Raw genomic sequence first — 18,033 nt, 5'->3', positions numbered from 1 at the left:
CAGCCTAAACAAAATATCCAGCAATTACCTACCTGGTAACCATCCACTTGTCTCTAATAATTGTTCTCTCCGATAAATTCTTGGTACATTTATTGTAACAAAGTTGAAATAACATTTGGTTTACTAACATCATTTTCACCTAAAAAAGTATTAAAGATATGGAACTTAAAGAAAACTTTTTAAAGGTTGTTCGAGACAACTATGCCAACTTTGAAGGAAGAGCCCGCCGAAAGGAATATTGGATGTTTTTCCTTGCAAATCTTATCATTAGCGCAGTATTTGGAATACTGGGACAAATTGCAAGCTTATTTACGTATGTCTCAGGCTTAGTAAGTTTAGCTTTACTAATTCCAGGGATAGCCGTTACTGTCCGAAGACTACATGACACCAATAAATCAGGCTGGTTTATATTAGTCGCCTTGATTCCATTTATTGGTTGGATCTATCTGCTTTACTTATTGGTATTGGAAGGTGACAAAGCATCTAATCAATATGGTCCAGACCCCAAGGCTATTGAAAATGGTTCAAATCATCCCTTTAATCAAAGCCAAGATCCTTTTGGTTCTTCTCGGCCACAGGATCCATTCGGAAGTTCGCAACCTTCGAATCCTGCGCCGCCTGCTCCCGATAAAGATCCCTTTGCTTAAGGCTAACCCATATAAAAAGCGCTTTCACAAGATTGTGAAAGCGCTTTTTATTTAAATTCTATTTTTGATCTTTCCCGATCAACTAACGAAAATTCACAGCCCCAAGAATTGATAACGGATTTGATTCTCTAGAATTAATATCTATTCTTTTTCTTTTGTTGCCCGGGAGCAAAATCACGAGCAGACTGCTCTCCGTAGTATTTTTTAGCCTGACCTGGCGGCATTTTTTTCGGACCTCGGCCATGGCTGTGGCCATGATGGGTGGAATAACATGCCGACATGGAAACTGCTATTACAACAGAAAGAACCAATAATAAAGTGCGTTTCATCTTAATCTCCATATTTTAAACACTTCATTACAATTATCAGTCCAAAATGTTTAACCGACCATAACAACCGCCCCCGCGCTTACTCTTTGGAATTGCCAATGCTAAAGGATAATATTGATCCTGGCTCATGAAATATAACTGCATAAAAAAGCCCATGCTGTTCGCATAGGCCTTTTCACAATAAATATATCTTCAATCTAATTAGATAACTCTTACATTTACCGCATTAAGACCTTTACGGCCTTGTTCAACTTCGTAAGATACATTGTCATTCTCACGAACTTTGTCTACTAATCCAGAAACGTGAACAAAAATTTCGCTCTCGCCTGAGTTAGGGATGATGAAACCGAAACCTTTGGTCTCATTAAAGAATTTTACTTTACCTTCTTGCATGGCACTATATTATTAATTTCCCTAAAGGTATAGAAATAAAATCAAAAATCTTAACCTTTTTATTTTTTTTATCCGTTAAACTTTTTCATCAACTTTGGCTCCAATCTTGTAGCAAAGCGATAATAGCAATCGTATTATTATAAAAACTTTAAGACAAAAAACATGAAAAAAATACTTTTAGGACTTGCCTTTTTAGGTTTGATGACTCAATTAAACGCGCAACAAATGGTTAATAAAGAATTTGTATCCACGGTAGGCCGTGCAGAAGAGGAAGTAACTCCCGATATCATCTACATCGATGTGACACTGAAAGAGTTTTATGAGAATGGTAACACCAAGAAAAAAGCCGCAATAGACAAATTAGAAAAGGATCTGTTTGATTCGGCAACAAAAGCTGGTGTCAAAAAAGAGGATTTTACCATCCAGAATATCTGGAGTTATAACGTTCCGGACAAAAAGAAAAAAGATACAGATATTCTACTTTCGAGACAGTACCGTATCAAGGTAACCAACTTGAATAATTTGGATCAATTACTAGATGGAGTCGACAAAGCAGGGATCCAAAGCACTTATATCAGTGAATATGACTATTCGAAGAAAAAAGAACTGGAAAAAAGTTTAAAAACCAAAGCAGTATTGGATGCCAAAGCTAATGCACAGATTCTAGCAGAAGCAGCAGGTCAAAAAATTGGCAAAGCTATCGTATTATCTGAAACACCGCAACAAATTATATTTGGCGTTCAACCGATGATGCGTAACGCGATGTATAAAGGCGCCATGGCCGAAGCTGCAGATAGTGCTGCTGGCAATGGGCTTGATTTAAATATCAGACCGATGAAAGTAACGAGTGAGATCAGCGCTTCGTTCGAGTTATTGTAATCATGCACAGAGAAAAAACTCCAGCAGATAAATTAAAACAAATTGACCAAGATTTCGGTTGGATCGACCGAATATCTTGGTTAATGGATAATCAGTTTAAAATTGGAGGATTTCGGTTTGGCTTAGATCCGCTGTTAAATCTTATTCCCCTAGGAGGAGCAATAGCGGGTTTTGGAACATCATTAGTCTTAGTAATAGCCATGTGGCGTAATGGCGCCAGCCCCAAGCTCGTTATACGCATGCTCCTTAATATTTCCCTGGATGCAATTCTTGGTAGCATTCCTTTCCTCGGAAACCTGCTCGATTTTTTTAGCAAAGCCAACGAAAAGAATATCAAATTACTGAGACAACATTATTATGAAGGAAAACATACGGGTTCCGGTATCGGAATCGTCATCGGCATCCTGGTTGTATTTTCCCTTCTTATCGCTGTTACATTGTATCTTATTTGGACATTATTCTCCTGGGCATTCTCGCTGCTAAATGGTATCTAATGCCAGCAACTCCCGTCATTCTCCCACTAAAATAGAATCCTTGGTATTTCTGGGGAAACAATGACCTATATCTAATATCTATTTAATAATTTTGATGTCGATAGTCATCCAGTTATGACATCCAAAACTTAATCTCGAATTTAAAATGAGTAAAAAAAGAATATTTGCACTGATTTTGATCGTCGTCATGCTGGCCGCAATTTTGACTAACCCCAGCAAAGAGGAACATGAAAAAATTGTACGTGCGAAAGCTGAACAGCTATTGAAAAGCCAGCTTCATGCAAAAGATCAGGAATTTTTCGGATTGGGGATGCAGCTTTTTGGCAACGACATTGTCGATAGATTTATTCAAACTTCGGTCGTGGTAGACAACTACTATTTGTTTTCCTTGACAAAAATAAAATGGCAGGGCACCGAACAGATCATAGGCGGAGGAGCCTTCAAACATATTTGGCTGAGCCCAAAAATTGATGAAAAAGCAGATGAAATTATTGCTGCATTGAAAAAGATCTAATATGCCTTTAGAAATACTTTACGAAGACGAATCCATCGTTGCAATCAATAAACCGCATGGACTATTGGTACACCGATCTTCTATTGCGCGCGATGCTTCAGAGTTTGCGCTACAGCTACTTCGGGACCAACTAGGAAAAACAGTTTATCCCGCACATCGTTTGGACAGGAAGACTGGAGGCATACTGCTATTTTCGCTAAATAAGGAGACTGACCAATATTTACAAAAAAGTTTTCAGGAGCGTAAGGTCGACAAAAAATACCTCGCCGTCCTCAGGGGCTTCGCGCCAGCAGAAGGTCTGATTGATTATCCCTTAAAAAGGGACGATGGTACGGTTCAGGAAGCGCAAACATCTTTTCGTTTACTTGCTCAAAGCGAGCTGGCAGTTCCCTTCGGAAAATTTCCGACATCGCGATATAGTCTCGTCGAAGCCAATCCAATTACAGGTCGGATGCATCAGTTACGTCGACATTTTGCTCATATCTTCCATCCTATTATTGGCGATCGCCCGCACGGATGCAACAAACAAAATAAGTTCTGGAAAGAAACGTACCAAATGGATACCATGCTATTACATGCATCGGAGCTGACCTTTAAACATCCTTTATCAGGCGAAGACGTTCATATCAAATCTGCCCTACAACCTGATTTTGTGCGAGTATTGGAAATATTAAACCTCAACGAAGTATGTTAAAGTTAATTCTCGAAGCCTTTATCAGCATATCCGGTATTACTGCAGCTTCTGGCATTGTCTATCAGGATAGGCAGATCCATATCGTTTCTGACAATAGCAATTACCTCTATAGCTATAATCTCACAGACCAGAAGTTGTCTAAAACGGTACTCCGGCAGTCTGATCCGATGGAAAACATTGCTAAAGCAGCTAAAATGGATTTGGAGTCGATCACTTTCGATGGTAACCGCTACTATCTCTACGGTTCGGGATCTACACAAAATAGAAACAGCCGTTTTATCTGGGACGGCAAAACAGTCCTTCAGGAAGACTACAGTAAAATCTATTCTTCCTTAATGGAAAAATTCAGTATCTCCAAAGAAGACTTCAATATTGAAGGCGTTGTTCATTTAAAAGATAAGATCTTATTTTTTAACCGGGGAAATGGTCCTAAAGGCACAAATGCCATTTTAGAGTATCATCCGCTTTCTCCTAGCCGGTCCCGTTGTATCCCGATTGAACTACCCAAGCTAAATGACATACCAACAGGCTTCTCAGATGCAACTCTGGTTGGAAATGAAATCTATTTTATCGCTACCGCCGAAGACGCAAAATCGACTTATCTGGATGGAGAAATCGGTGGTTCCCTTCTTGGAAAAATACCTTCAGATCTTTCTGGTAAACCCGAGACATTCGAAATTCCTGAAAAGCATAAATTTGAAGGAATCACCTTGAAAGAGGAGACGGCCCAAGGTCTAGTTTTCCTGCTGTGTGAGGATACCGATAGCGAAGATGATAATATGACCATCTATTCGCTCCAGGTAAGCAATTAAATCGATTGTTCTAAAATGGATTCACAGTGAGGAATCACGTATATTTTATTAAATTTGTAGCTGATTAAAACTTAATTTTTATGTTAAAAAATACTGCCCTTTCGGAGACGCACATTGCTTTAGGAGCAAAAATGGTTCCCTTTGCAGGCTTCAACATGCCCGTACAATACACAGGCATCAATGATGAGCACGAAACAGTTCGCACAGGTGTAGGAGTTTTTGATGTAAGCCACATGGGTGAATTCATCCTAAAAGGTGAAAAAGCCCTGGATCTACTTCAAAAAATCTCTTCCAATGATGTGTCAAAATTATACGATGGCAAAGTTCAATATGCTTATATCCCCAATGAAACTGGCGGTGTAGTTGATGACTTCCTAACATACCGTATAGACGATAAGACATATTTTTTGGTTGTGAATGCGTCAAATATTGAGAAAGATTGGAACTGGATCTCCAAGTACAATACAGATGGTGTGGAGATGAAGAATATCTCGGATCAAACCTCTTTATTTGCGGTACAAGGTCCTAAGGCTGCGGATGCACTTCAATCGCTTACAGATATCGAATTAGCTCCAATGGAATACTACACCTTTGCAAAAGGTACATTTGCAGGTGTAGAGAATGTGTTGGTCTCTGCAACAGGATATACTGGCGCTGGAGGTTTTGAAATCTATGTGGCCAATGAAGATGCCCAAAAAGTATGGGATGCTGTTTTTGAAGCAGGTAAAGCTTATGGAATCAAACCAATTGGTTTAGGTGCCCGTGATACTTTACGTCTAGAAATGGGTTTCTGCCTATACGGAAATGATATCGACGATAATACATCTCCTTTAGAAGGCGGTTTAGGCTGGGTAACGAAGTTTACAAAAGACTTTGTGAATTCTGCGGCGCTTAAAGCGGAAAAAGAAGCTGGTCTAAAGAAAAAGCTTGTTGGTTTCGAGATGATTGACAGAGGCATTCCTCGTCATGATTACGAAATCGTCGATGCTGATGGAAATGTAATTGGACGTGTTACTTCAGGTACGCAATCACCAACATTGAAAAAATCAATCGGTTTAGGTTATGTGGATACAGCCTTTTCAAAAGACGGCACCGAGATCTTCATTCTGATCCGCAATCAAAAAATAAAAGCAAAAGTAACAAAACCACCATTTGTGAAGTAATAAAAAAAGCCTGCTTAAAGCAGGCTTTTTTTTACTTCTTCTTTTGTTTTGTAGTAGGTTTCTGTTTACCGCTTTCTTTTTGTTGAATAAGCGATCGAACTCGTTTGCTTAAAACAACGCGGAGGTAGATCAAAACCACCAAAAAGGCGATGGATAATCCCGTTACCAACATGTTGCCGGCCTTATACCCTTCAAAACCACTGTAAACTAAAAATACAATAGCCAAACTCAACACTATATTTAGAAAAAAATACTTTAACATATTACTTTTTTATTAATCCCAATACCCGTTGTCTCCATCCTCCAAAGAAATAGAATGCCCCCCCAACAATGTTTAATAAAACGATCGTCAAAGCCATCAGCATCCTTTCTGTGTTAGAAATTGTCCGCGAAAGCATGATTTCCCGTAGAACCAATATTACCCATAGGAGAGACAATAAAATGGAAAGGCTACCTAATATAGGGAATATACCAAGATTAAATAATCGCGCTAAAATAGCTACGCTATAAAAAGCAAGACTAAACAAGAAAGCTTGCTTAGTCTGATGCTCCAAATTCTTCATCTTAATAAACGTCTAACTCTGGATCGATTTCCTCTTTCCAAGCTAAAATTCCGCCTTTTAAGTTTGCAAGATTGTCAAAACCCTGTTGTTCCAATAACATAATCGCCTGTGCAGAACGTTTTCCAGAACGGCATTGTACGATAACAGGTTTATCTTTCGCAATCTTATCAGCTTCGATCAATATACCTGAAAGTGGAATGTTCAATCCATTTAAATTTGATACTTCATACTCAAAGGATTCACGAACGTCTATCAACTGAAAATCTTCGTTGTTATCGATTTTATTCTTTAATTCTTGTACAGATACTTCTTTCATTTTCAAACTATTTAATATTCAAATATACTACATTTTTTCCGAAAGTGTTCGCTTTCATGGATGCTCAAAATCAGTCATTGTTAGTGAGAATAGCATAAAATACACCTCAATTTTTAGTGTATTAACGGCGTTAGAAATGCTAGAGGGGTTTTCCCTATCTTCGCATCATTTTGTCTGGATCATTTTAGGAAGTTTTTTGCATGCCCAATTAGCTTGTAGAATTTTCCTTATCTTCACCCCGACTTTACTAAGCTTTATATGAATTCAATACCTAAAATTATACTGTCTATATCCTTACTAGCACTCTCGGCAGTAACTTATGGACAGCAAGTCATTTCCGCACAGGAACGCCAAGATGTGAGCCGCATACTCAATACCTTAGCCGCCGACGATATGCGCGGTAGGTCTGCGCTGACAAAAGACATCGAACCAGCAGCAGATTTTATCGCTGCTGAAATGAAGAGAATAGGCCTTACCCCCTACGCAGAACAAAATTATAGGCAAACATTCCAATTGGATAAAATCTCTCCGGTAAGCAAATCCGCAACCATCAATAAGCAGATTATTCCAGCTGACCATATTATTTCACTTGGAAATCACGTGGATTTACAGTGGGATAATCAAAGTAGCCTTAACATCGTCGAAATAAAATCGGGCGATGATTTTGCGAAAGTATTTAGAGAACATTCACTAGCCAAAGAAAATACACTTGTCTTGGTAGATCCTTCCTTTGAAAGCTATTTTGTACGTTTTGGTCAAATGCTCAACGCTCCAAAATTTATAGAGGAATCCACCAAACAAAAACCATCGATTGTCTACCTTTTGACAGCGGAAAAGCCCAAAACATTTCAAATTCATATTGAACGGAAACTTCAAAATTTCCCCTTGTTTAATGTGGCGGGAATCATCCCCGGAAAAAGTAAACCCAACGAATACGTCATCTTTTCGGGACATTACGATCATATTGGCATTCTTCCGGCAGTCGGCCAAGATTCTATTGCCAACGGAGCCGATGATGATGCCTCGGGCGTAACAGCGATGTTGACCCTGGCAGATTACTACAAAAAACAGAATAAAAATGAAAGGACTCTTATTTTTGTCGCCTTTACCGCTGAAGAGCTTGGCATGTATGGCTCAAAATATTTTTCCAACCATATTAATGCGGATCAGGTAGTCGCGATGATCAATATGGAAATGATTGGAAAAGATTCAAAATTCGGCCCCAATACAGTGTATATTACGGGATATGATCAATCCAATCTTGGTGAATTGATGCAGGAGAATCTGAAAAATACAACCTTCAAATTCTACCCAGATCCTTATACTAAACAGAATCTGTTTTACCGTAGTGACAATGCAGTATTAGCGGCTAAGGGAGTTCCGGCACATTCGTTCTCAACCTCTCAAATGGATAAGGATGAATACTACCACACCGTAAAAGATGAGGTATCTACACTAAACGTTCAGAACATTATTTCCAGTATAGAAGCGATCGCGATAGGTACCTCGGGAATTGTAGAAGGCAGACAAACACCTTCCCGCGTCGAAAAACTAAAAGATTAAGAAACAGCCGACGCTTTTACTTTCCTTTGCATGACATAATCGTTTAGCACATAGTCATAATAAGGAATATCAATAGTTTCAATGACCTCAAAGCCCTGCTTTAAATAGAAATGGTAAGCAGGGTTATTTCTATTTACATTCAGTTCAAGAATACCTTTACCTTTTAGCAATGTTTTTTCTGCAGCGAAGTCTATCAGCGCCTTTCCGAAACCTTTTCCTTGAACATTAGGCATCAAGTAGATCTTTTCAATACGGACGCGATCTTCAAGAGTTCTCAAGGCTATAAATCCCTGTCCGATACCATCTTCTTTCAAAACATAAAAAAATTGGCCATTAACCATGCTTTCTGCAAGTCCTTCAACGGTATAGCTTTTTTCCAGCATAAAGTCTATCTGATCCTGCGAAAGTATCTCTCCATAAGTAACTGGCCAAATAATATGAGCCATATTTGAAATGCTTCTGATATCGCTTTGTTCTGCCAATTCTATTGTTATCATGCGATCTTTTCTCCTATTAAAATGTATTTTACATGGGAAAATTTAAGGGCAAATAGGCCGTCTTTTTCCATTTCGTATTCGTTGTCACCAATCTTAATCAAGCCTTCGTGTGTATTTTTTTCATCAGCATCAAGTCCCTCAATTCGGATCCTTTCCCCTGCCGGCTTCCATTTGGTGAATCCCGTTGTCACAAAACAATAGCGAACCCCATTCGTGATAAGGACAACATTAATCTGCTCAAGATAGGGCTCGTAATACGCCACATCAAGCTGATCGGTCAAGATATTCACCGCTTTATAATGATGTGCTATAAGGTATTCAATAGCCGTCCTTAGAAAAGCATTCTTATAGGAAATTACCTTCAGATTCTCCTGTGACGCGTTAATGGTATTTTTTGTAAAAACAATATCGAACTTATACCCTCGTGCATCCAGTAAATCCATTGTTCCTTCTTCGATTACAATGGTTGGGCTCCATTCCAGTAGCTGGCCCAAATCCTCTTCATCAATAAGGAAAAGATCTTCAATCAGTAATGCGGGTTCCTGATTTTCGCGGACAATATGATGAGATGACATAGGTTCTATTTAATAACCGAGCCTACGCAAGGTAATGTATGCCATCAATCCCGTACTGATCTCCAACGAGCTTTCGTCCACATCAAAGGTAGGCGTATGAACAGCTGAAGAGATCCCTCGCGCTGCGTTACCTGTACCCAAACGATAGAAACAAGCATTAATTTCTTGTGAATAATAGGAAAAATCCTCCGCGGCAGGCCATAGATCTAAGTCTACAACATTTTCCTTACCGAGATATTCTTCTGCAAAAGTCCGTGCACTTTTAGTCAATTGAGGTTCGTTTATTAAAAAAGGATATCCCTTACGGACCTCAAATTCACAAATTGCCCCCATACTTTCAGCAATGCCGACAGCAATTTTCACCATTCTTTCATGCGCCTCAGCACGCCACTCCTCGTCAAATGTGCGAAATGTACCTTCCAGATATACCTGATCAGGAATAATATTTGTCGCTCCATTGGCTATAATCTTTCCAAAAGATAACACCGTTGGAGTACGTGGATCTGCAAATCGACTAGCGATCTGTTGCAAAGCGGTAATGATCTGTGCTGTAATAACAATTGGATCAATATTTTGGTGCGGATGTGCACCATGCCCGCCCCTGCCTTTGACTGTCATAAACAGTTCATCGCAGGAGGCCATGTATTTTCCCTCTCGGAAACCAACTTTACCCACCTCGATAAAAGGCATCACATGCTGACCTATTATGGCCGAAGGAGCTGGGTTTTGCAAAGCGCCCTCTTTGATCATTAGGGAAGCTCCTCCCGGCAAGCGCTCCTCACCGGGCTGGAAGATCAATTTGATCGTTCCTCCAAATTCGGCTTTCAGGCTATTTAATATTTTAGCTGTCCCCAAAAGAGAAGAGGTATGTACATCATGGCCACAGGCATGCATCACTCCTGGGTTCTTGGACCCATATGAACGGCCCTCCACTTCCTGAATTGGTAAAGCATCCATATCTGCCCGTAACGCAATAACTTCATCTGATGGTAGGTCACCTTTGATTAAAGCGACAATGCCCGTATCAGCTTTAGCCTCATAAGGAATTCCCAATTCATCCAATTGCGCTTTTACAAATGCCGAGGTATTGTATTCTTCGAAGGAAAGTTCAGGATTCTGATGAAGATGTCTACGATTGGAAACCGTATCTTCAAAATATTGATGAGCTAAGGCCAGGACTTTTTCTTTCGTACTTGCCATAAGGTTGATTGATTTATTGATATACAAAAACGTTCTCTGAAAAAACAAAGACGTTGCTAAAATATTGACGTAACTCGCGCATGAAGGCATTTGCCTCAGAGCGACTTCTAAAATCTCCTACCTTAACACGATAATTAGGTTCATCATAGGTGATATAGGTATCAATATCTTTATACATGCTTCGGAAACGTGTCTGCTCCGAAAATGCCTGATTCCGGTTAGATCCAGCGAAGATCTGTACGCGGAATCCCCTTACTTTGACCCGTGTTGCCGCTGAGCGCACGATGGGTTTGGAAGGGACTACCGTCGTTTTGCTTTCGACAGGATTGATCCCCATAGCTGCCCTGAAATTTTGAAGCTGTGTAATCAATGAATCTTTGGTTACAATTACTCCACCTTTTTCTTGTGCGTTCACCTGAACTAGCGCAAACAACACAAGTGCATGTATGAAAATCAATCCTCTCTTCAGCATAGTTTAACCTTTCTTATCGATTAGTTATTTGCGCCGTGGCAATTTTTATATTTTTTTCCTGAACCACAAGGACATTCGTCATTGCGTCCCACAGTATTCTCGTTACGAACAGGTTCTTTTGCACCCTCATTCACATCTTCCTCACTCACACCTGTAGGCGAAGCCAATTCAGCTTTACTTTCAACAGTTTTCACTGGAGCCTGCTGTACTTGTCTAGCTTGCATAGAAGTCGGTTCTTGACCTGGAATCTCTCCTTTGAAAATAAAGCTAATGACATCTTTATTCATGGAAGCCAACATCGATTTAAACAAATCAAAGGCCTCCATTTTATAAATGATAATCGGATCCTTTTGTTCATAAACAGCATTTTGAACGGATTGTTTCAAATCATCCATTTCACGCAAGTGCTCTTTCCAAGCCTCGTCGATTAATGCTAATACGATTCCTTTTTCAAAAGATTTGAAAACTTCTTTACCGTTACTTTCGATTGCTTTTTTCAAATTCGCCGAAACCTGAATGCCACGGATACCATCAGTAAATGGAATAACGACATTTTCGACGATTTGACCTCTTTCCGCATACACATTATTCAATACAGGAACTGTCAAAGCGCCAACGGCTTCAATTTTATGGTGGTAAGCATTAATTGCATGCTCAAATAGACGATCGGTCAAGCCTTCAATTTTACCCTGTGCAAACTCTTCTGCTGTAATTTCTGGTGTAATCGCAAAAATACGGATTACTTCGATTTGGAAATCTTCATAGTTACCTTGCTCTTTTGCTTCAACGACAATTTCTTCGGCTACATCAAAAATCATGTTGTTCAAATCCACATCCAAACGTTCTCCAAACAAAGCGTTTTTACGCTTCGAATAGATTACAGTACGTTGTGAATTCATGACATCATCGTATTCCAATAGACGTTTACGAATACCAAAGTTATTCTCCTCCACTTTACGTTGTGCACGTTCGATGGATTTAGTCAACATACTATGTTGCATTACTTCACCTTCTTCAACACCCATTTTCACCATGATGTTAGAGATTCTCTCTGAAGCAAATAAACGCATCAAGTTATCTTCCAAAGAAACGAAGAATTGCGAAGAACCTGGGTCTCCCTGACGACCTGCACGACCACGTAACTGACGGTCAACACGACGAGATTCGTGTCTTTCGGTACCGATAATTGCAAGACCGCCAGCATTTTTAACTTCTTCGGTCAATTTAATATCCGTACCACGACCAGCCATGTTCGTCGCGATGGTTACTTGTCCTGGACGTCCAGCTTCAGCTACGATATCAGCTTCTTTTTGGTGTAACTTCGCATTTAATACGTTATGTTTGATCTTACGTAATTGAAGCATACGGCTCAATAACTCCGAAATTTCAACCGATGTCGTACCGACCAATACTGGACGTCCCGCATCTGTCAATCGTTGAATTTCTTCAGCTACTGCATTGTATTTTTCACGTGCCGTACGATAAATCAGATCTTGACGGTCATCGCGTTGTGCAACACGATTAGTCGGAATTTCGACCACATCAAGTTTGTAAATTTCCCAAAGCTCACCGGCCTCTGTAGACGCTGTACCTGTCATACCCGAAAGCTTGTGGTACATACGGAAGTAATTTTGCAGTGTAATCGTTGCGTAAGTTTGTGTTGCATCTTCTACTTTCACATTCTCCTTTGCTTCGATCGCCTGGTGCAAACCATCTGAGTAACGACGGCCGTCCATGATACGACCTGTTTGCTCATCAACAATTTTCACTTTACCTTCATCAACGATATATTCAACATCATTTTCAAACAAGGTATATGCTTTTAAAAGCTGGTTAATCGAGTGAATACGTTCTGCTTTAATTGAATAATCGCGTAACATATCTTCCTTCTGAGCGGCCTTTTCTTCCAAAGTCAAAGAAGACTTTTCAATTTCAGCGATCTCAGTACCAACATCAGGTAAAATAAAGAATGAAGGATCCTCACCTGTTGCTGTAATCAACTCAATACCTTTTTCTGTCAATTCTACTTGATTATTCTTTTCATCAATCACAAAATAAAGTTCTGCATCTACTTTAGGCATATTTTTATTTTGCTCTTGCATATAGTAGTTTTCTACTTTTTGTAAGATAGAACGATTAGCACCTTCGCTTAAGAACTTGATTAATGCCTTATTTTTAGGTAAACCTCTATAAGCTCTTAATAATGCCAAACCTCCGCCTTCAACATCAGAATCTCCTGCCGCCAACGCTTTTTTAGCATCATTCAAGACTGTATTGATGTAAGCTTTCTGTACGTGCACCAAACGTTCGATACGCGGTTTTAATTGGTAGAATTCGTGTTGATCGCCACGAGGAATCGGACCTGAGATAATTAATGGTGTACGTGCATCATCGATCAATACAGAGTCAACCTCATCGACCATGGCAAAGTGTAATTTTCCTTGCACCAATGCGTCCGGAGTCTGAACCATATTATCACGTAGATAATCGAAGCCAAACTCATTATTCGTACCATATACGATATCCGATTGATAAGCTTTACGACGTTGTGGGGAATTTGGTTGATGTTTATCGATACAGTCAACAGATAGCCCATGGAACTCAAATAACGGTGCATTCCACTCCGAGTCACGACGAGCAAGGTAATCATTCACCGTTACGATGTGTACTCCTTGACCAGAAAGAGCATTTAGATAGGTCGGTAATGTTCCTACCAACGTTTTACCCTCACCTGTTGCCATCTCGGCAATTTTACCACTATGCAAGACAATACCACCGATTAACTGGACGTCATAGTGTACCATGTTCCAAGTGACCTCAGTACCTGCAGCCATCCATTTGTTTTTCCAAATCGCTTTATCACCATTGATGATAACGTTTGATTTGTAAACAGCCAATTCTCTGTCAAAATCGCTAGCAGTAACTTCTAATTCTTCGTTTTCTGTCAAACGTCTTGAAGTTTCTTTTACCACGGCAAATGCCTCAGGCAAAATATCCTTCAATACCTCTTCCAACTTCTTGTCACGGTCTTTGGACAATTTGTCCACTTGCTCGTAAATAGAAGTTTTCTTTGCCATATCGTCCTCGTCTTGATCCGCTTCTTTTTTAAGCGCATCAATTTCTTGGTCAATATCTGCTAGGTAATTTTTAATTCTTTCTTTGAAATCAACGGTCTTGGCACGTAACTCGTCATTGGTTAGATTTGAAAGCTTCTCATATTCAGCTTTGATTTGGTCTACCACAGGCTGAATTCCCTTGATATCTCTCTCGGATTTACTTCCAAATAATTTACTTAAAAACTTTAACATAATTTTTTTTCTATCTCAACTTAAGATTTTGTACAATAATGACTCCAAAGTAAAATTGCAGACAATTTGACACTAATCGGGCAAATTTAGTTATTAGATATGATATCTAACAGCTTACATCCATTTTTTTTACGTTATTTTTATTGAAAATGTCAGTTCCTTTCAGCCAGTAAGAATCCTATATATATTTATCCCCTTTTATGCTACCTTTACGTGAAGTTTTTCTGGGTAATATATAGCCTCTAAACCGTCAGCTGATTATGATAAAAACAACTTTTGGTCTGATTGCGGAATGAATCCCATTTCCTGAGCCTTTTCAAACATTCTCGTAATCGCATCACGTCCTTCAAGCCCCAATTCTACTGAATATTTATTGACATAAAGTTCAATATGCTTGTACATCACCTCTTCACTCATTTCCTGTGCATGCGCACGAATAAATTCAAGTCCAGATTTCGGATTGGCAAATGCGAATTCTACACTTTCCTTTAAAATTGTATTCAATGTTTCCTTCACTTCTTTTGGCAAACTACGTTTTACGACAATTCCTCCAAGAGGAATCGGAAATTTTGTCGTCTTCTCCCAGTACTCCCCCAGATCCACGACTTTATGCAGTCCTTTTTCAGCATAGGTGAACCTATTTTCATGAATAATCAATCCCAAATCAATGGATCCATCAAGTAAGGCTCCCTCAATATCCGAAAAAACAAGTTCCACTTTATTTTTTAATTCGGAGAATGCCAAGCTTAATAAAAAGTTAGCGGTTGTATACTTTCCTGGATACCCGACTTTCAATTGATCGAATCCCTCCAGGCTCTCAGCTCTTTCTAATTTTTGCTGAAGTAATTTCGCTAATTTCGGATCCTTCGTAATCAGCATAGGTCCTACACCAAATCCTAAAGCACTACCTGCATCGAGCAGCTCATAATCTTCAACCGCGTAGGCAAAGGCATGATAGCTCAGCTTGGTGATGTCAAGATCGCCTTGAAAAGCTTTCAAGTTCAAGGTCTCCACATCTTGATATTCCACCTCAAAATCCAGTCCTTTGGTATCTATCTTATGATGAATCAATGCATCAAAAATAAATGTATCGTTTGGACATGGAGAAAATCCTAATGTTAATTTCATGTTGTACAAAATTTTTCCCATCGGTCAGATGGGATTTATGAATTTTAATCAAATCGTAATTCTATGCGTTATCAGGTAAAGTATCATTGCCAAAAAAGTACTTGCAATAATTCCTTTTCCGAGATGATCATTCCCCGATCGATACGCAAAACGTAAAAGCACTAAATTAACCAATATGGCTATGGTATAGATAGCCATGGGTTTCTCGGGTAAAAAATGAAGTTCAAGATCCGTAAAACGTACTAAAATATGAGCCAATACTGGAGATACAGTACCGATACCCAATCCTATCCAGAGATTATTTTTCACGTTTATCGTCTCCCCTTGTATTTCCCAGATGATCAAAGCTCCATGAATTCAATTCTGGAATAGCGTGATGTGCGGTCATATCGAACTGTGTCGGAACGACAGATACATAACCATTGGCCAATGCAAAACTATCGGTATCTTCCCCCCTGTCCTGCAAGACAAATTTACCCGTTGTCCAATAATAATCGCGATTGTGTGGATCAATACGTTCATCAAATTCTTCTACCCAATGCCCTCCAGCCTGTCTACAAATTTTAATACCCTTAAAACCTGCTGTTTGCGGAAAATTAACATTCAGCAATGTATTTTTAGGGAGACCATTAGCCAGCACCTGCTCGGCAATAGAAATCACGTAGGGTCTGCAATAGCTAAAATCCGCATCGTGGGAAAAGTTATCGAGCGAAAAACCAACAGAAGGAATCCCTTCAATAGCCCCTTCTACCGCAGCGGACATCGTACCGGAATACAAAACATTGATTGAATTGTTGAGCCCATGATTGATTCCCGAGACGCATATATCTGGCTTTTGCCCCTTGAAAACTTTATTCACCGCAAGTTTCACACAATCTACCGGTGTTCCTGAACACTGATACATTTCAACCCCTTCATATAAATTGATTTTATCCAAACGTAGCGGTCTACCAAGTGTAATGGCATGCCCCATTCCAGATTGTGCCGAATCAGGAGCAACGACAACAACATTTCCGATTTTCTGCATCTCTTCTAACAACACCTTAATCCCCGGCGCTGTGATACCGTCGTCATTAACAACTAAAATATTGGGTTTCATATGTAAATAATTTCTTTTTTAAAGGCCTTTATAGCATACCCTGCTATTTCTATCCCTGTTTGTGCGTTTAGAACCGGGTATTTCTTTTTAACCATATACGAAGTTAGTAAATCTGAAACCGAGATGTAAATAATATTGACACAACAGGCAATTATTATCTGTAAAGGTTGCTCATTAGGACATGGCAAACAGCATAAGCGACTGTCGAAACAGGGGGCAAACGAATACAGGGAAGCTGCAAAGGAGCGATGAGTTTAGGTGCAGCAAACGAAGATGAGATGGTAACCAAACTATATGTTTTAACAGTGCTTGTTCAGTGCTCGTTCAGTTATTGTTCAGTGCTTGCTCAGTAACGACTGAATAAATACTGATTAATCACTGTCTAAATATTGGTTAAATATTGTTATTAGGTATAATTTGGTAGGGGTATGATTTACCACCGATCACTACGACATCGTTTGCGTAAGATTGTGTCGTTATTGACAAATATTAGCCCTAAATTTAGCATTCAAACAGACAAACAAAGATAATAATTAAGTTATGAGCATTAATTTTGAATCCCGTTATGCAATAGGGCCAAAGGAATACAAAACTTTAGATACACAAGGGTTAAGGGAGAATTTTCTAATTGAAACAGTTTTTGAAGCAGACAAAATTAACTTTGTCTATACCCACTATGATCGCTATATGGCTGGTGGAGCAATGCCTGTAAGCTCAAAAATCAAATTAGATACCATTCCCGCGTTATTAAAAGAACCTTACTTCCTTTCTAGAAGAGAGTTGGGTATTATCAATGTCGGTGGGAACGGTCAAGTTGAAGTTGACGGCATTACATATGATCTCAATACCAAAGAAGCCCTTTATATCGGACAGGGTGCTCAAGAGGTTTATTTTTCAAGCAAGGACGCCACACACCCCGCAAAATTCTATTTAAACTCTACACCTGCACATTGCAGCTACCCAACTAAAAAGGTAACGAAAGAAGATGCAAATAAAATAGAATTGGGTTCATTGGAAACAGCTAACCACCGTACGATCAACCAGATGTTATTGAACAAAGTGGTACAAACCTGCCAATTACAGATGGGAATGACCGAATTAAAACCGGGGTCTGTATGGAATACAATGCCATCCCATACCCACGATCGTCGTATGGAAGTCTATTTCTATTTTGAATTACCAGAGGGACAGGCGGTATCACATTTTATGGGACCCATCGATGAGACCCGCCATATTTGGATGCATAACGATCAGGCTGTAATTTCTCCACCATGGTCAATTCACTCCGGAGCTGGAACTTCCAATTATACCTTTATATGGGGGATGGCGGGTGAAAATTTAGATTATGATGATATGGACAAATGTGCCATCACAGAATTGAAGTAAT

22 protein-coding genes are annotated in these 18,033 nt (G+C 39.4%); 9 read left to right on the top strand and 13 right to left on the bottom strand.

Going from position 1 to position 18,033, the window contains the following annotated elements:
• Positions 1-158: 158 nt before the first annotated feature.
• Entirely contained in the window at positions 159-647 is a 489-nt protein-coding gene (locus M2419_RS15505) for a DUF805 domain-containing protein (RefSeq protein ID WP_088159767.1), read from the top strand.
• A 134-nt stretch (positions 648-781) separates the two neighbouring features.
• On the opposite strand, the gene M2419_RS15500 is transcribed toward M2419_RS15505, so the two are convergent.
• Both M2419_RS15500 and M2419_RS15495 read right to left on the bottom strand, forming a co-directional pair.
• The gene (locus tag M2419_RS15500; RefSeq protein WP_088163406.1) at positions 782-976 is read right to left on the bottom strand and encodes a quinol oxidase subunit 4; all 195 of its coding nucleotides are present in this window, start codon (positions 974-976) and stop codon (positions 782-784) included.
• Positions 977-1,177: 201 nt separating this feature from the next.
• Positions 1,178-1,369, bottom strand: a complete 192-nt coding sequence (locus M2419_RS15495; RefSeq protein ID WP_046672593.1) for a cold-shock protein — start codon at positions 1,367-1,369, stop codon at positions 1,178-1,180.
• A 162-nt stretch (positions 1,370-1,531) separates the two neighbouring features.
• On the opposite strand from M2419_RS15495, the gene M2419_RS15490 reads away from it, so the two are divergent.
• From M2419_RS15490 to gcvT, 6 genes are all read left to right on the top strand, one after another.
• Positions 1,532-2,248 (top strand): SIMPL domain-containing protein, encoded by a 717-nt coding sequence (locus tag M2419_RS15490; RefSeq protein WP_075990460.1) that lies wholly within the window; start codon positions 1,532-1,534, stop codon positions 2,246-2,248.
• 2 nt (positions 2,249-2,250) lie between these two features.
• Positions 2,251-2,742: a DUF4112 domain-containing protein gene (locus M2419_RS15485; protein WP_153845311.1), complete on the top strand. Its 492-nt coding sequence runs from the start codon at positions 2,251-2,253 to the stop codon at positions 2,740-2,742.
• Between the two features lie 145 nt (positions 2,743-2,887).
• Positions 2,888-3,256, top strand: coding sequence for a DUF4359 domain-containing protein (locus M2419_RS15480; RefSeq protein WP_075990458.1), 369 nt, complete (start codon positions 2,888-2,890; stop codon positions 3,254-3,256).
• Position 3,257: 1 nt separating this feature from the next.
• Complete coding sequence (locus M2419_RS15475) at positions 3,258-3,950, top strand: pseudouridine synthase (protein ID WP_153845310.1); 693 nt, start codon at positions 3,258-3,260, stop codon at positions 3,948-3,950.
• Positions 3,944-4,762 (top strand): DUF6929 family protein, encoded by an 819-nt coding sequence (locus M2419_RS15470; protein ID WP_153845309.1) that lies wholly within the window; start codon positions 3,944-3,946, stop codon positions 4,760-4,762. The genes M2419_RS15475 and M2419_RS15470 overlap by 7 nt, the downstream gene beginning before the upstream one ends.
• A gap of 80 nt (positions 4,763-4,842) precedes the next feature.
• Positions 4,843-5,925, top strand: coding sequence for a glycine cleavage system aminomethyltransferase GcvT (gcvT, locus tag M2419_RS15465; protein WP_153845308.1), 1,083 nt, complete (start codon positions 4,843-4,845; stop codon positions 5,923-5,925).
• A 31-nt stretch (positions 5,926-5,956) separates the two neighbouring features.
• Here the strand turns inward: gcvT and M2419_RS15460 are convergent, their stop codons facing one another.
• The 3 genes from M2419_RS15460 to M2419_RS15450 are packed head-to-tail and all read right to left on the bottom strand — an operon-like array spanning position 5,957 to position 6,804.
• Positions 5,957-6,187, bottom strand: coding sequence for a DUF6358 family protein (locus M2419_RS15460; RefSeq protein ID WP_153845307.1), 231 nt, complete (start codon positions 6,185-6,187; stop codon positions 5,957-5,959).
• 1 nt (position 6,188) lies between these two features.
• Positions 6,189-6,488: a hypothetical protein gene (locus tag M2419_RS15455; RefSeq protein ID WP_046672585.1), complete on the bottom strand. Its 300-nt coding sequence runs from the start codon at positions 6,486-6,488 to the stop codon at positions 6,189-6,191.
• A 1-nt stretch (position 6,489) separates the two neighbouring features.
• Positions 6,490-6,804, bottom strand: coding sequence for a rhodanese-like domain-containing protein (locus M2419_RS15450; RefSeq protein ID WP_070562591.1), 315 nt, complete (start codon positions 6,802-6,804; stop codon positions 6,490-6,492).
• A 258-nt stretch (positions 6,805-7,062) separates the two neighbouring features.
• On the opposite strand from M2419_RS15450, the gene M2419_RS15445 reads away from it, so the two are divergent.
• Positions 7,063-8,367 (top strand): M20/M25/M40 family metallo-hydrolase, encoded by a 1,305-nt coding sequence (locus tag M2419_RS15445; protein ID WP_153845306.1) that lies wholly within the window; start codon positions 7,063-7,065, stop codon positions 8,365-8,367.
• On the opposite strand, the gene M2419_RS15440 is transcribed toward M2419_RS15445, so the two are convergent.
• The 8 genes from M2419_RS15440 to surE form a co-directional block, all read right to left on the bottom strand.
• Positions 8,364-8,864 (bottom strand): GNAT family N-acetyltransferase, encoded by a 501-nt coding sequence (locus M2419_RS15440; protein ID WP_153845305.1) that lies wholly within the window; start codon positions 8,862-8,864, stop codon positions 8,364-8,366. The genes M2419_RS15445 and M2419_RS15440 overlap by 4 nt on opposite strands.
• Positions 8,861-9,439 (bottom strand): thiamine diphosphokinase, encoded by a 579-nt coding sequence (locus M2419_RS15435; protein ID WP_153845304.1) that lies wholly within the window; start codon positions 9,437-9,439, stop codon positions 8,861-8,863. The genes M2419_RS15440 and M2419_RS15435 overlap by 4 nt, the downstream gene beginning before the upstream one ends.
• Before the next feature lie 9 nt (positions 9,440-9,448).
• Positions 9,449-10,639 (bottom strand): M20 family metallopeptidase, encoded by a 1,191-nt coding sequence (locus M2419_RS15430; RefSeq protein ID WP_153845303.1) that lies wholly within the window; start codon positions 10,637-10,639, stop codon positions 9,449-9,451.
• Between the two features lie 13 nt (positions 10,640-10,652).
• Positions 10,653-11,111 (bottom strand): SPOR domain-containing protein, encoded by a 459-nt coding sequence (locus tag M2419_RS15425; protein WP_153845302.1) that lies wholly within the window; start codon positions 11,109-11,111, stop codon positions 10,653-10,655.
• A gap of 20 nt (positions 11,112-11,131) precedes the next feature.
• Entirely contained in the window at positions 11,132-14,419 is a 3,288-nt protein-coding gene (gene secA, locus M2419_RS15420; RefSeq protein WP_153845301.1) for a preprotein translocase subunit SecA, read from the bottom strand.
• A gap of 258 nt (positions 14,420-14,677) precedes the next feature.
• The gene (locus tag M2419_RS15415) at positions 14,678-15,547 is read right to left on the bottom strand and encodes a menaquinone biosynthesis family protein (protein WP_259255317.1); all 870 of its coding nucleotides are present in this window, start codon (positions 15,545-15,547) and stop codon (positions 14,678-14,680) included.
• A gap of 48 nt (positions 15,548-15,595) precedes the next feature.
• Complete coding sequence (locus M2419_RS15410) at positions 15,596-15,856, bottom strand: hypothetical protein (protein ID WP_153845299.1); 261 nt, start codon at positions 15,854-15,856, stop codon at positions 15,596-15,598.
• The gene (surE, locus tag M2419_RS15405) at positions 15,846-16,646 is read right to left on the bottom strand and encodes a 5'/3'-nucleotidase SurE (protein ID WP_075990445.1); all 801 of its coding nucleotides are present in this window, start codon (positions 16,644-16,646) and stop codon (positions 15,846-15,848) included. Before surE ends, M2419_RS15410 begins: the two co-directional genes overlap by 11 nt.
• A gap of 540 nt (positions 16,647-17,186) precedes the next feature.
• Here surE and kduI point away from each other — a divergent pair.
• The gene (gene kduI, locus M2419_RS15400) at positions 17,187-18,032 is read left to right on the top strand and encodes a 5-dehydro-4-deoxy-D-glucuronate isomerase (protein WP_159730010.1); all 846 of its coding nucleotides are present in this window, start codon (positions 17,187-17,189) and stop codon (positions 18,030-18,032) included.
• Position 18,033: the final 1 nt, after the last annotated feature.

Origin of the sequence: Sphingobacterium sp. BIGb0116 (assembly GCF_024808035.1) — a bacterium.
In the GTDB taxonomy this organism is placed as follows: Bacteria; Bacteroidota; Bacteroidia; order Sphingobacteriales; family Sphingobacteriaceae; genus Sphingobacterium; species Sphingobacterium paramultivorum.
Note: the sequence above shows the minus strand (reverse complement) of the source record. Positions and strands in the feature narration are given on the sequence as shown.